Here is a 13,139-nt window from a genome sequence, read left to right on the forward strand (position 1 = left end):
GACCCAGTCGTAGGTCGCGGGGTTCTCGAGGAGGAGCGCGAGGCTCGTGATCGCGCCCTGGCTGAACCCGAACAGCCCGTCCCGCTCGGCGAGCCGCTGCCGCGGTCGACGGATACAACCGTGGAGACGGAGAACGACGCGCCATGACCGAGATCCCGCTCGAGCACGTTCACGTCGCCCCCGACGACGCCGACGCCGCCTCGGCGGTCTTCGTGCTCCACGGTCGCGGTGCCGACGAGGAGGACCTCCTGCCCGTCGCGGAGTCGCTCCCCGACGACCTCCACGTGATCAGCCTCCGCGCGCCCGACCCGCTTCAGGGCGGTTACACGTGGTACGAGCTCGACCTCTCCGGCGGCGGGCTCCACGAGAGCCAGCCGCACGCCGCGGAGTTCCGGCGGAGCCTCGATCTGGTCGCCGAGAGCGTCGCGGCCGCGACCGACGCCTACGGGCTCGACGCCGAGCGGGTCGGGCTGTTCGGGTTCAGCCAGGGCGCGATCACGAGCCTCGCGCTCCTCCTCGAGAACCCCGCGACCTACGACTGGGTCGTCGGCCTCCACGGCTACCTCCCGGACTCACACGCCGACCTGGCGCCCGACGGGATCGAGGGGAAGCCCGTCTTCGTCGGCGCCGGAACGGGCGACCGAGTGATCCCGGACTCGCGGAGCGAGGCGGCCGCCGACCGGCTCGCCGAGGTCGGCGCGGACGTGACCTACGAGACGTACGCCACCGGCCACGGGATCGGCCGGGAGGAGCTCGCCGACGTGGTCGCGTTCGTCGAGGCGCGACTCGAGTGAGGGCCCGTCGCCGGCCTCACTCGGCCGAGCGGCTCCCCACGTCTATCGGTTCGGTACACCAGTGACAGAAGTCGAGGTCCGCGTCCGTGTCGCGTCCGCAGTGGGGACACTCGATCGTCGACGGGGTCGACCCCGGCGGCTTCGGGCCGTCGTCGGACCCGGTTCGTCTGGCCCGCCGGTCGCCGTCCCGGCCGACAGGGTCGGCGTCGGAGCCGTCGATCGGAGCGTCCCTCCCGGATCGCTCGGCCGCGTCGGTTCCCGTGGCGGTCCCCTCGGGGTCCGTCGTGCCCGCGGGCTCGCCGCCCGCGCGCCGTCGCCGCTCGTAGCGCCGGTTGTTCCGGACCGCGAGGACGTACGCGTCGACGACGCTGGCGAGGACCGCAAGGAGCCCCGGCGCGACGTCGGCGGCCGGGGGAGTCTCGCGGGCCAGCAGCTGGTCGACGGCGGCGTCCGGCACGAGGAAGACGAGCGTCGCCGTGATCACGGCGTACCAGCCGAACGCGCGGGCCCACCGTCGGAGATACGCGTGGCCGAGTCCGGATATCAGCAGCGCTAACAGCACGGCGAGCCACGGTCGCCGTCGACTGATCTCGCTCATGCCTCGTCGGTACGGACTCCGGAGCCGTGTAGTTGTCCCTCCCTCGGAGCGTTTATCCCTCCGAGACGCCGAGACGACGTATGCTCGGGATCCCGACGCCGGAGCTCCTCACCGGGCTCCGGATCGCCCTCCTCGCCGTCGCCTACTGGGGGGCCGGCTTCGTGGTGGCGTACCTCCTGTATCGGCGGTGGCGCGGCGACGGTCCGCGAGACGCCGACGCCGAGACGGACGGCTGATCTCGACGCGCCCTGCGGGCCGCGGGAGCGACCCCCGACTTCCGCTTCGGCCACGCTTTTGCCGTCGCCCGCCGGAGGGACGACATGACCGACACGGCGCTCGTGGTCGGCGGCACGCGATTCATCGGCCGGCACGTGGTCGAGGACCTCACCGAGAACGGCTACCGGGTCACGACGCTGACCCGCGGGAACCGCGAGGACCCGTTCGCGGACGACGAGCGCGTCTCGCACGTCGAGGGCGACCGAACGAACGACCGCGACCTGGAGGCCGCGAAGCTGTCCGCGGATCCGGACGTCGTGATCGACTGCGTGGCGTATCACCCGGCCGACGTCGAGGCCGCGACCGAGGTCTTCGCCGACGTCGACGCCTACGTGTACGTCTCCTCCGGCGCCGCCTACGCGGCCGAGCACGTCCCGAAGCGCGAGGGCGAGACGCGGCTCGAGGCGTGTACGCCGGAGCAGGCGACCGACGACGGCGACGCCACCTACGGCAACCGAAAGGCGGCGGGCGACCGGGCGGTCTTCGCCGCGGCCGACGAGGGCGTCAACGCGGCGTCCGTCAGGCCGTGTATCGTGTACGGCCCGCACGACTACACCGAGCGGCTCGACTACTGGATCGACCGCGTCCTCGAACACGACCGCGTGGTCGTCCCCGGCGACGGCCAGAACCTCTGGCACCGGGCGTACGTCGAGGACGTGGCGAGCGCGCTCCGGATCGTCGCGGAGCGCGGCGAGCCGGGAACCGCCTACAACGTCGGCGACCGCCGGGCGCTCACGCTCGAGGAGACGCTGGAGACGATCGCCGCCGTCGCCGACACGACGTGTACGGTCGTGCCCGCGAGCGCGGACGCCCTCGCGGCCGGCGGGCTCGAGCCGACCGACTTCACGCTCTACCGGGAGTACCCGCACCTGCTCGACACCTGCGCGCTCGCCGACCTCGGCTGGGAGTCGACGCCCGTCGAGGAGGCGATGGCGCGGAGCGTCGCCGACCACCGCGACTCGAACCGCGACGGCAGCGAGTGGGATCCCGGCCGCGACGCCGAAGAGCGGGTGTTGGGCGTGAAGGACACGCTGTAACGATGCGGTCGGCGCGCGCTCGTGAGCGCCCGACAGGGCGCGAGCGACCCGTGCGAGGGACGCTGCGAGCGACGGGCGACCGCAGGGAGCCCCGAGCGAGCAGCGAGGCTGGGGAGGCGTGAGGTGCGGGGTGCGGTGCGGGGTGTGGTGCGGTTGCGGTGTGGGGTGTGGGGACGGAGCGTCGGTGGAGACGGAGCGTCTGGAGAGTTCGCCGCGTCAGCAACCACCGGAGGAGCCGGGACGGCGTCGGATCGTCAGTACGCCGCGTCCCACCGCGCCGCCTTCCGGCGGTTCTCGCAGTCGAGACACTCGACGGCGTCCATCGTGTCGATCGCGACGTTCGTTCCCTCGCAGTTCCCGCAGAAGTAGCCGTACCGCGTCTCGTGGTCGGCGTCGGCGTACGCGACGTAGAAGGGGGCTTTCGATCCCCGCTCGCCCTCGTCGAAGGCGACGTACACCCGCTCGCCGTCGGCCGTCTCGTAGATCCCCTCTCGAAGCCCCCCCTCGCGGCCGATCCGCTTGCGGTAGAGCCGCTCCTCGAACTCCTCGCCGCCGATGTCGACGACGCGCTCGCCCGAGAGGTCGTACCCCTCGCGCTCGTAGAACGCGGTGCCGGCCTCGTTGTCGACGAGGACCTTCCCCTCGATGCTGTCGACGTCGCGATCGCGCAGTTCGGCCTCGACGCGCTCGAGCAGCCCCGACCCGATCCCCGACTCGCGGTGGTCCGGGTGGACGTGGAGCCAGTCGATCTCGCCGACGCGCTCGCGGCGGTCGACGACGTAGCTCTCCGCGAACGCGACGACCTCGTCGTCGACGACGGCGACCGGGAAGACGGTGTCCGGGTCGGTGACCGCCCCGTCCACGTCGTCGGCGCCGTACCAGTTCTCGACGGCCTCCGACAGCAGCGCCTCGTCGACGGCGTGACCGTAGGAGGCGGTGAGCGACGCGAGCGCGACCTCACGGATCGATCCGACGTCCTCGGCGGTTGCGGCTCGTAGGTCCATACCGAGTCGTCTCCCCGCGACTACAAAAAGTTCCGCGACCGGGGCGTGCCCCCGCGTCCGTCTCACGACTCGGTCCGTTCGCCGCGCGCCGCCCTCACGAGATCGAGTACGCGGCCGCGGCCATGAGCAGCAGGGTCAACGCGAGCGCGAGTCCCATCACGTACGTCAGCGAGCGGTTCTCCCAGCGCAGGTGCTGGAAGTACGCGACGATGAGGACGGTCTTGACCGCCGAGATGATCATCGTTCCGGCGAACGCCTCCCAGTACGTGAAGCCGAAGAACTCGACCTCGAAGAGAACGAAGTTCAGGATCGCCGCGAACAGGAGCGCGGCGTATATCGCCGAGTACAGTTTGACGGAATCGGACGACATTTCTTGGACTCACCTTCGTCCGCGTGCTTAAAGAATTAACCATCCGGGGGACCGACCCGTCCGGGATCCGCGGCCGGACTGACGGCGCGACGACCGACCGCTCGCGAGGCCGGCGGCCCGAAACGCATTTGCCCGTGACGCGCGGATCCTCCGTCGATCAGCCGAGGAACACCGTGGACCCGCTCGACCCCGACGACGACCTGCTCGAATCGCTCTACGTGGTGAACAAGGTCGCGAAACGGCTCGCCGACGAGGCGACCGCCGCCTACGACCGCGGCGACGTCACCGAGAGCAACGTCGCCTCGGCCCGCAAGGACGCGCTGTATCGGACGAAGACCGACGTGTTGAACCGGATCGTCGCCGCCGACCCGGAGGCCGTGACCGGGGAGTACCACGCGGTCCACGGCGACGTCTGGCTGCTCGTCACCGTGAACGGCTGGGAGTTCCACCAGCCTCCCCACGCGTTCGGGAGCGACCTCACCGACCGGATCGAGACCGCAAACTCCGTCGACGAGCCGCGGGACGTGCCCTACGTCCGCGACGCCAGCGTGGAGCGCTCTGACCGCTCGCTCGAGGAGGCGCTCCGGCGGCTCGCCGACCGCGGCGTCGACGCCAACGACCACCTGGCGCGACCGACGATAAGCGGGGAACACGACCGGCTCGTCGACGTGCGGTGGGCGTGTCTACGGTAGCCTCCGCGGGACGGTCGCGGGGCCGCTATTCGACGACCTCGACCGCGCCGTGCATCCCGTTGGCCTGGTGTGGCGTACAGTAGTACAGCTGGATCCCGGCCTCGTCGAATGACTGCTCGAAGGTCGTGCCCTCCTCCGCGACCGCGTCGCCGCTGTCGAACTCCGAGGCGGAGCCCTCCGCGGAGGCGACGTTGTGTGCGCCGCCCTCGCCGGTCCACTCCCACACTACCGTCGTTCCGGCGTCGATCCGGATCGCGGCGGGGTCGAACGCGAACCCGACGTCGCCCGCGCCCACGTCGACGACGACCTCGTCCTGCCCGGTGTAGTCCATGATCGTCCCCTCGTAGAGCCGCGCCTCGTTCTCGGTGAGGTAGTCGTCGATCTCGCTCGGCACGTCGTCGACGGCCTCGCCGGCGGAGCCGTCGCCGCTCCCCTCGCCGCCGCCCATCGCGGCGACCTGTGACCGGACGTTCTCCAGTTCCGGCATGATCGCGGGGAGGTTCGAGGTGTCGGCGACGATCCGCGCCGCCTCGGGGTCGTCGGAGTCCTCGATCTCGAACTCGGCCGCGGTCATGATGAGTCCCCACTCCTGGCTGGAGAACCGGGAGGCCATCACGCGGTCGTTGAACTCGTTGTCGACGGCCATTCGCTCGCCGACGATCGCGTCCGTCCACTCGCTCATGTCCGCTCTTTCGACGCTGTCGGTGAAAAACCCGTTCCCATCGTCGGGGACCGTTCGAGACGCTTTACCCGATCGCGTCCCTCCCCCTCGGCATGGTCGAACGAAGTCGTCGCGCGCTCGTCGGGTCCTGCGGTGCCGCCTCGCTCGCCCTCCTCGCCGGCTGTGCCGGCCTGACCGGCGGGTCGGGCGGCGGGGGCGACGCGGAGCCGGCCGATCGGACCGACCAAGGGACGGTCGAGGTCGCCGTCGGGGCCGGCAACGGACTCTCCTTCGCCCCGGCGGACGTCCGGATCGACCCCGGCACGACGGTGGTGTGGGAGTGGACCGGCGAGGGCGGCGGCCACAACGTCGTCGACGTCGACGGCGCGTTCGAGTCCGAGTTGACCGACGAGGCCGGCCACACCTTCGAGCACACGTTCGAGGAGGCCGGCATCCACGAGTACGTCTGTACGCCACACCAGACGCAGGGGATGCGCGGGGTCGTCAGGGTCGTGGAGTGAGCTGTCGACTGGTCGGCGGATCGGTGACGGGACGGCGGATCGGTGACGGGACGGCGGATCGGTGACGGGACGGCGGACGCGACCGAAACGCACCTCACGCCTCCCCAGCCTCGTCGCTGGCGCGTCCGCGCGCCAGCGGCTCCCTCGCGGACTACCTCGCGCCCCTCGGGCGATCGGAGGCGCAGCGAGGCCCTCCGCGCCTCTGGCAGCCGGCGGCTCCGCCGCCGGCGACGCCACCGCGGGATCGCTCTCCGATCACCCCGTGGTCACCGGTGACTCCCCTCGGCGCGTAACTGGTTCGACGACGCTCTCCTACCAGTCGTACTCCTCGCGGGGGTCGACCTCGTCGCGCTCGCGGTCGAAGACGTGTTCGCCGTCGACGAAGACGTGTCGCGTGCGGGTCCCGTTCTCGTGGAAGACGCCGTCCCAGACCGCCACGTCGGCGTCGGTGCCGACCTCGAGGGTGCCGACGCGGTCGTCGATCCCGAGGATCTCGGCGGGATGGCGCGTCACCGCCTCCAGCGCCTCGGACTCGGGGAACCCCTCGCGGACCGCGAGCCCGACGCAGACGTCGAGGTGCTGTTGGGGCAGCACGGGCGCGTCGGTCTGGATCGCGACCGTCACGCCGGCCTCGTGGAGGATCGCCGGCGTCTCGAAGGTGATGTTGCGCAGTTCGTACTTCGCGCCGGAGTACAGCGACGGGCCGACGACCGCGGGCACGTCCCGCGTCGCGAACTCCTCCGCGATCAGGTGGCCCTCGGTCGCGTGCTCGATGGAGAGATTCTCGATCCCGAACTCCTCCGCGATCCGGAACACCGTCATGATGTCGTCCGCGCGGTGGGCGTGGACCCGGAGCGGAAGCCCCTCGGTGAGCACGCGCGAGAGGTTCTCCATGCCCAGATCGCGCTCGAACGGCTCGCCCTCGTTTCGGGCGTGCTCGCGCCGATCGACGTAGTCCTCCGCCTCCATCAGCGCCGAACGGAGCGTGGCCGCCACGCCGGGACGCGTCGACGGCTGGCGGCCCTGCTCCTCGCCGTGGAAGCGCTTGGGGTTCTCGCCCATCGCGGCCTTCATCCCGTCCTCGCGGATCAGCATGTCGTCGGCGGTCAGCCCGTGCGTCTTCATCGAGCAGATGATCCCGCCGATCACGTTCCCGGAGCCCATCCGCGCCGAGACCGAGGTCACGCCGTTCCGGAACGCGTGTTTCAGCTCCTCGTCGCGGGGGTGAAAGCCGTCGAGCGCGGTGACGTGCGGGGTGACCGCGGCGGTCCCCTCGTTGTAGTCGCGGTCCTCGGGCTCGCCCCACTCCGCGATCCCGGCGTGGCTGTGAGCGTCGACGAGCCCCGGCGTGACGTGGTGGCCCTCGACGTCGAGGACGGTCGCCTCCGCGGGCGGTTCGACGTCGCCGACGGCGACGATCTCGCCGCCGTCGATGACGACGGTTCCCGCGATCGTTCCCCGCTCCGTTGCCGTGTGGACGGTTCCGCCGACGAGCGCGTACATGGGGCCGGTTTCGGCGGCCCGGTACATAAACGGTTCAGGGCGCCGCTCTCGGGTTCGTGACCCGCGTTCGGTTTCCCGTGTGCGATGGATGCTCTCGCATGCGCTCGGCCCTCTCGCATCGCTTTTCACCTCGGACGGCGGAATCGGGGTAATGAGTTACCGGATCGGCCTCGTCGGTAAGCCCTCGGTGGGCAAATCGACGTTCTTCAACGCGGCGACGATGAACGACGTGCCCGAGGGAGCCTATCCCTTCACGACGATCGACCCGAGCGTGGGCGAAGCCTACGTCCGCGTCGAGTGTGCGGCTCCGGAGTTCGACGAGACGTGTACCCCGAGCGTCGGCGTCTGTCGCGACGGCACGCGGTTCGTCCCGATCGAACTCGTCGACGTGGCCGGGCTGGTCCCCGGCGCACACGAGGGGCGCGGGCTCGGCAACCAGTTCCTCACCGACCTCAACGAGACGGACGCGCTGGTCCACGTCGTCGACTTCTCGGGAACGACCGACATCGAGGGCGAGCGGACCGAGGGCCACGACCCCCGCGAGGACATCGACTTCCTCGAGGCGGAGCTCGACGCCTGGTACCTCGACGTGCTCTCGAAGGGCCTCGAGAAGTACGCGACGCGCTATCAGGGCTCCGAGGCTGCCATCGAGGAGGAGCTCGCGGAACAGATGTCCGCGTTCGGGATCACGAAGGACGAGATGAAGCAGGTCATCCTCGCCGAGGGGCTCGAACTCGACCCCGAGACGTGGGACGCGGAGGACCGCGAGTCCCTCGCCCGCGAGATCAGAAAGCGCACCAAGCCGATGGTCGTCGCGGCCAACAAGACCGACACGCCCGAGGCCAGGGAGAACTGGGCCGAGATCACCGACGACCCCGACTACGACCACCTCTCGTTCGTCCCCGTGAGCGCCCACGCCGAGAAGGCGCTCAAGAACGCGGACGAGGCGGGCGTCGTCGACTACACCGCCGGCGACGACGACTTCGAGGTCGTCGGCGACGTCTCCGACGAGCAGGCCGCGGGCCTCGAGGCGATCCGCGACCACGTGAGCGAGTACGGCGGCACCGGGGTCCAGGCGGCGCTTGAGGCCGCCGTCTTCGACGTGCTCGGCTGTATCGCGGTGTTTCCGGGCTCCGCGAACGGGTCGAGCGACGAGAAGGGCGTCTTCCGCGACTGCTTCCTCCTGCCCGAGGGCGCGACGACGGAGGACTTCGCGTACCACATCCACTCCGACATCGGCGAGGGGCTGCTCCACGGCACCGACTGCCGGAGCGGCAGGCAGGTCGGGGCCGACCGCGAGCTCTCCCACCGCGACGTGATCGAGCTGATCTCGACGAAGCAGGCCGCGCCGTAGGTCCCCTCACCGATCGTCGACGCCGTCCGTCGGGTGCGTCCCGTCCGTCGAGGTCGGCTCGTCCGCCGAGGGTACCCCGTCCGCGAGGTCGGCGAGCCCGGCGAGCCCGAGCCGGTCGAGGAGGGAGGCGGTCGGCCGCCCGCGCCCGTCCCACTCGCGAACCGCGTAGTAGCGGTCGAGGAGGTCGTCGAACGCGTTCGGATCGAGTCCGTCCGGGCGATTCGGGCTGTTCCCGTCACCCTCGCCGGCGCCCCCGCGGCCCCCCGCTATCGCCGGCGGGAGCGCGTCGTCCTCGCGGGCGAACCCCTCACGGACGTTGAACAGCCGCGTGAGCGTCCACACCCGCTCGCCGAGGCCGGCCAGGTCCGCGGGCTCGTGGTCGTACCCGCGGGCGGCGAGCCACTCGGCGGCGACCGCGGGGTCGAACACGTCCTCGAGGAAGTCGTCGGCGATGAGACACCACAGCGCGGCCCGGCGGTCCTGCTCGGCCGCGACCGCGGCGGCGACCTCGTCCGGATCGCGCGAGCGCGGTGCCATCGCGTCCACCTCCACCGGCCGGGCCCGTCGGTGGCACGCCCCCCGGTCGCTCGTGGCGTACGCCAGCGCCATCGACGCCGCCCCGCGGGGGTCGTACGAGGAGAGCTCCATCCCCTTCACCGTCGGGATCAGGTCTCCGCCCCCGAGCCGCGACGCGGCGGCCGCGACGCCGTCGGCGAGCGCGTCGCCGAGCGGCGTCTTCCGGCCCGCGATCTCCTCGATCGTCGACCGGGCGGCCGCCTCGTCGCCGAAGGCGACCTCGCGGTCGATCAGCCCCTCGTCGCCGGCGCGGACCGCCCAGGCGACCGCGTTGCCCGCGGAGATGACGTCCATCCCGAGTCGGTCACAGACCCCGCCCAGCGCCGCGACCGCGTCGAAGTCGTCGATGCCGAGGCCCGCCCCGAGGACGATCGGCGTCGCGCCGCGCGGGACGCTGTCGCCGTCGGGTTCGTCGTCCGACGCGCTCCTCGCGTCGTCCGCGGGCTCGTTGTCCGCCGTCTCGTCGTCGACTTCGGGGATCTGGAACCCGCCGGGGACCGGGTCGTTCTCACGCTCGCGGCCCGTCGCGCGCTCGGCGGCGCGCTCGACCCCGATCCCCTCCGCGCCGTCGAACCGGGACTCCTGCCAGCCGCGGGTCGGGAGCACGCCCGCCTCGTTCGCGAAGTCGACCGTCTCCAGGGTGTCGCCCGCGGCCAGCCAGCGTCCCGCGTCGCTGTCGGCGAACGCCGCCTCCTCGCGCGCCTTGAGGGCCGCGAGCCGCCCGGACGGCTCCGGCGGCGGGTCGCGGGCGACGACCGCCTTCAGCCGCTTCGAGCCCATCACCGCGCCCGCGCCGCCCCGGCCGGCGTGGTGATCGCCGCCGTCGGAGGCGATCGTCGCGTACCGCACCGCGGTCTCGCCCGCCGGGCCGACACAGGCGACGGCGGCGTCCGGGAACCGCTCGTCCGTCTCCACGGCGTCGAGTCCCCACAGGTCGCTCGCGGGCTCGACGCTCGCCTCCCCGTCCGAGAGCGAGAGGACGACCGGCTCGTCGGCCGCGCCGGTGACGATCGCGCCGAGGTGGGGCCCGAGCGAGGCGGCGAGCCGGGCGGGGAAGGTCCCGCCGCCGTAGGAGTCGAGGAACGCGCCCGTGAGCGGCGACTTCGTGATCGCCGCGTATCGCTGCTCGCCGGGGGTGTAGCCGGTCAGCGGTCCGGTCATGAACGCGAGCGGGTTCGCGGGCGACTCCGGGTCGATCCCCCCGCCGGCCGCGTAGAGGTAGCGCGCGCCGAGCCCCTTCCCGCCGACGTACGTCGCGAGCCACTCCTCGGGGACCGGCTCGCCGTCGACCCGTCGGCTCGAGAGGTCGACGCGGAGGATCCGGTCCGGTGGGTCCATCGTCGTCGATAGCCGCCGAAACGGGATTAAACCCCACGGTGCCGGCGAGCGGTCGGGGCGGTCCACGCGGGACGCCATCCGACCGCGTCACGCGTGTCGGGATCGACGCGCTTTCGACGCCGGACTCCGACCGGACTCCATCATGAACGTCGTCGACGCGCTCGACGCGGCGGAGGGCACGACCTGTCTCGTCGGGGCCGGCGGGAAGAAGACGACGCTGTACGCGCTGGCCGAGCGACTCGACCGGGCGATCCTCACCGCGACGGTGCGGATCCCGATCTTCGACCGCCGGGTCGCGGCGGTGCGGACGGCGGGAGACCCCGTGGCCGAACTCGACGCGCTGCTCGAGGCGCGCCGCGAGCCCGACGCGGGGAGCGCGTTCCCCCTCGGGCTCGTCCCGGATCGGGAGCGCGACGACCGGTATCGTGGATACGAGCCGGAGACGGTCGACCGCCTCGCGGCGGCTCACGACGGTCCGGTGCTGGTGAAGGCCGACGGCGCGCGGACGCGGCTGTTCAAGGCCCCGAACGACCGCGAGCCGCGGATCCCCGCCGGAGCCGACACGGTCGTTCCGGTGGCGAGCGCCCACGCCGCGGGCGAGCCGCTCACGGCGGCGGCCGTTCACCGTCCCGAGCGCGTCGCCGACCTCGTCGACGGCGTCGAGGTCGGCGACGAGATCTCCCCGGCGCTGATCGGCCGCGTCGTGGCCCACGAGGAGGGCGGGCTGAAGGGGATCCCGGCGGACGCGACCGCGGTCCCGCTCGTCAACATGGTCGACGACGAGGCGGACGAGGCGGTCGCCCGCGAGGTCGCGGCGGCGATCCACGACCACGCCGACGTGCCGCGGGTCGTCCTCGCGCGGATGCGTGAGCCGACCGTCGTCGCGGTCGTGGAGTAGCCACCCCCGGTGCGGTCAGGTTCCCGGCGGCCCGTGGATCCGGGACCCCTCGGTCGCCCCGACGTCGCCGGAGTCGTCGGTCGTCCCTCCCGATCCGTCCCGACCGTCCGTCGACACCACGCCCACCGCGTCGGTCATCCAGCAGCCGTCGTACCCGCCGCCGTAGCCGGTGAGCGACGCGTCGGTCGAGTCGATCTTCCGCATCCGGAACTCGTAGCTCCCGGTCGGGGAGCCCTCCTCGTAGGTGACGACCCGAACCGAGGCGCGGTCCCCGTCGATCGCGACCGGACCGTACAACACGGCGTCGTGGCCCACCATCGGCGCGTAGTTCGGCCCCTCGAAGAGCTCGACGAACTGGGGGAAGGTGCTCACGGCTCGCCGGTTCTGCGGCGACGCGAACCGCCGCGTCGTCCGGATCCCGTCGTTCGTCGCCGGGTCGTTGTACCGCAGCGCGTTCATCTGGATCTGGACGACGTGGAGCGGCGCGCGCTCGCAGGTCGGCTTGAGCGACGTCGCCCGCGCGGCCTCCTCCCCGTCGCCGACGGTCGATCCGGTCGGGTCGGCGTCCGCGGCCTCGCCGCCGTCGTCCCCGAGTATCCCGTCCGCGTAGTAGTGTGGCGGGGACGACCCTCCCCCGTCCCCGTCGCCGTCCGCGCCGCTCGCCGCCGCGTCGCCGTCCGCGCCGCCGTCATCGCCGGCGTCGGCTTCGGCGCCGGCGTCGCCGGTCGTCCCGTCGGCCGACTCGTCGCCGAACCCGAGCCGGTCGGTCCCGTCGCCCCCGGACGGCACGCCGGCCAGCGACGCGGCACCCGCCACCGCCGCGAGCAGGACCACGACGACGACCGCGACCGCGACTCGGCTGCGGGACGCGTCGCCGCCGAACCCTCGAGCCGGGGCGGCGTCCTCGTCGGCGGCGGACCTGCGGTCGTCGCCCGCGGCGGTCGGTTCGCTCCGGCTCCCCGCGCTCCCGGTCGTCGTCCGATCGGGCGGGACGCGGAGCCGCGAGCCCGACGACGTCGACCCGGCCCCGATCGCGGCGTCCTCGCTCGAGACGGTCCCACTCGCGCCGGTCTCGGTCGGATCGTCTCCACTCGCGTCGGTCTCCGACGAGCCGGACTCGACCGAGGTGTCGGCCGGCACTCCGTCACCGACCGGCGGATCGCGGCGATACGACTCCGAGCGGGCGGCGGTCCCGAGGAACCGCTCGCTCAGCGACTCGGCGTCCGCCGGCGGCAGTCCGTAGAGGAGGCGACGACGGAGGTCCGGGGCGGTGACGACGTCCCCGGCCGGCGGCTCCCCGACGTCGGCCGTACCCGGATCGAGGTCGGCCCCGTCCTGACCGGCGGCGGTCGTATCCGGATCGGCGTCCGGATGGACGACCGCGACCGCGTCGGCGTCGTCAGCGCCGGCGCTCCCGTCGACGCCGTGAACCGTTACGCTCGAGGGGTCGACGGCCGCCCCGGCCGTCGTCGCCGTCCACAGCTCGGCGACGAGCGCCGCGAGGTCGTCCGGATCGA

14 protein-coding genes and 1 pseudogene are annotated in these 13,139 nt (G+C 72.4%); 7 read left to right on the plus strand and 8 right to left on the minus strand.

The window, feature by feature from the left end:
• Window positions 1–90 (minus strand): annotated as a pseudogene (locus DJ70_RS17715) (phospholipase); the annotation flags it as partial.
• A gap of 53 nt (window positions 91–143) precedes the next feature.
• Between DJ70_RS17715 and DJ70_RS04705 the strand changes: the two are divergent.
• Complete coding sequence (locus tag DJ70_RS04705) at window positions 144–794, plus strand: alpha/beta hydrolase (protein ID WP_094530625.1); 651 nt, start codon at window positions 144–146, stop codon at window positions 792–794.
• A 16-nt stretch (window positions 795–810) separates the two neighbouring features.
• Here the strand turns inward: DJ70_RS04705 and DJ70_RS04710 are convergent, their stop codons facing one another.
• Entirely contained in the window at window positions 811–1,392 is a 582-nt protein-coding gene (locus tag DJ70_RS04710; protein ID WP_094530627.1) for a zinc ribbon domain-containing protein, read from the minus strand.
• A gap of 80 nt (window positions 1,393–1,472) precedes the next feature.
• Here DJ70_RS04710 and DJ70_RS17240 point away from each other — a divergent pair, with 80 nt between their 5' ends.
• Together DJ70_RS17240 and DJ70_RS04715 are read left to right on the plus strand one after the other, a co-directional pair.
• Window positions 1,473–1,628: a hypothetical protein gene (locus tag DJ70_RS17240; protein WP_179233966.1), complete on the plus strand. Its 156-nt coding sequence runs from the start codon at window positions 1,473–1,475 to the stop codon at window positions 1,626–1,628.
• Window positions 1,629–1,712: 84 nt separating this feature from the next.
• Window positions 1,713–2,705 (plus strand): NAD-dependent epimerase/dehydratase family protein, encoded by a 993-nt coding sequence (locus DJ70_RS04715; RefSeq protein ID WP_094530629.1) that lies wholly within the window; start codon window positions 1,713–1,715, stop codon window positions 2,703–2,705.
• Window positions 2,706–2,959: 254 nt separating this feature from the next.
• On the opposite strand, the gene DJ70_RS04720 is transcribed toward DJ70_RS04715, so the two are convergent.
• Window positions 2,960–3,709: a GNAT family N-acetyltransferase gene (locus DJ70_RS04720; protein ID WP_094530631.1), complete on the minus strand. Its 750-nt coding sequence runs from the start codon at window positions 3,707–3,709 to the stop codon at window positions 2,960–2,962.
• A 94-nt stretch (window positions 3,710–3,803) separates the two neighbouring features.
• Window positions 3,804–4,079: a cytochrome C oxidase subunit IV family protein gene (locus DJ70_RS04725; RefSeq protein ID WP_094530633.1), complete on the minus strand. Its 276-nt coding sequence runs from the start codon at window positions 4,077–4,079 to the stop codon at window positions 3,804–3,806.
• A gap of 173 nt (window positions 4,080–4,252) precedes the next feature.
• On the opposite strand from DJ70_RS04725, the gene DJ70_RS04730 reads away from it, so the two are divergent.
• On the plus strand, window positions 4,253–4,771 hold the full coding sequence (locus DJ70_RS04730; protein WP_094530646.1) for a hypothetical protein: 519 nt from the start codon (window positions 4,253–4,255) through the stop codon (window positions 4,769–4,771).
• Between the two features lie 25 nt (window positions 4,772–4,796).
• Here DJ70_RS04730 and DJ70_RS04735 read toward each other — a convergent pair whose 3' ends face one another.
• Window positions 4,797–5,453 (minus strand): halocyanin domain-containing protein, encoded by a 657-nt coding sequence (locus tag DJ70_RS04735; protein WP_245810690.1) that lies wholly within the window; start codon window positions 5,451–5,453, stop codon window positions 4,797–4,799.
• Between the two features lie 92 nt (window positions 5,454–5,545).
• Here DJ70_RS04735 and DJ70_RS04745 point away from each other — a divergent pair, with 92 nt between their 5' ends.
• Window positions 5,546–5,953 (plus strand): halocyanin domain-containing protein, encoded by a 408-nt coding sequence (locus DJ70_RS04745; protein ID WP_094530635.1) that lies wholly within the window; start codon window positions 5,546–5,548, stop codon window positions 5,951–5,953.
• A 312-nt stretch (window positions 5,954–6,265) separates the two neighbouring features.
• Here DJ70_RS04745 and DJ70_RS04750 read toward each other — a convergent pair whose 3' ends face one another.
• A complete protein-coding gene (locus DJ70_RS04750) occupies window positions 6,266–7,456 on the minus strand; it encodes an amidohydrolase family protein (RefSeq protein WP_094530636.1) in 1,191 nt (396 codons plus the stop codon).
• A 151-nt stretch (window positions 7,457–7,607) separates the two neighbouring features.
• On the opposite strand from DJ70_RS04750, the gene DJ70_RS04755 reads away from it, so the two are divergent.
• Window positions 7,608–8,810, plus strand: a complete 1,203-nt coding sequence (locus DJ70_RS04755; protein WP_094530638.1) for a redox-regulated ATPase YchF — start codon at window positions 7,608–7,610, stop codon at window positions 8,808–8,810.
• Between the two features lie 6 nt (window positions 8,811–8,816).
• Here DJ70_RS04755 and DJ70_RS04760 read toward each other — a convergent pair whose 3' ends face one another.
• Complete coding sequence (locus DJ70_RS04760) at window positions 8,817–10,724, minus strand: aldehyde ferredoxin oxidoreductase family protein (protein ID WP_094530640.1); 1,908 nt, start codon at window positions 10,722–10,724, stop codon at window positions 8,817–8,819.
• Between the two features lie 142 nt (window positions 10,725–10,866).
• Here DJ70_RS04760 and yqeC point away from each other — a divergent pair, with 142 nt between their 5' ends.
• The gene (gene yqeC, locus DJ70_RS04765) at window positions 10,867–11,622 is read left to right on the plus strand and encodes a selenium cofactor biosynthesis protein YqeC (RefSeq protein WP_094530642.1); all 756 of its coding nucleotides are present in this window, start codon (window positions 10,867–10,869) and stop codon (window positions 11,620–11,622) included.
• A 15-nt stretch (window positions 11,623–11,637) separates the two neighbouring features.
• Here the strand turns inward: yqeC and DJ70_RS17245 are convergent.
• Window positions 11,638–13,139, minus strand: a 1,502-nt coding sequence (locus DJ70_RS17245) for a hypothetical protein (protein WP_094530644.1), incomplete at its 5' end; no start/stop codon positions are given.

The organism is Halorubrum halodurans (assembly GCF_002252985.1).
GTDB classification, from domain to species: domain Archaea; phylum Halobacteriota; class Halobacteria; order Halobacteriales; family Haloferacaceae; genus Halorubrum; species Halorubrum halodurans.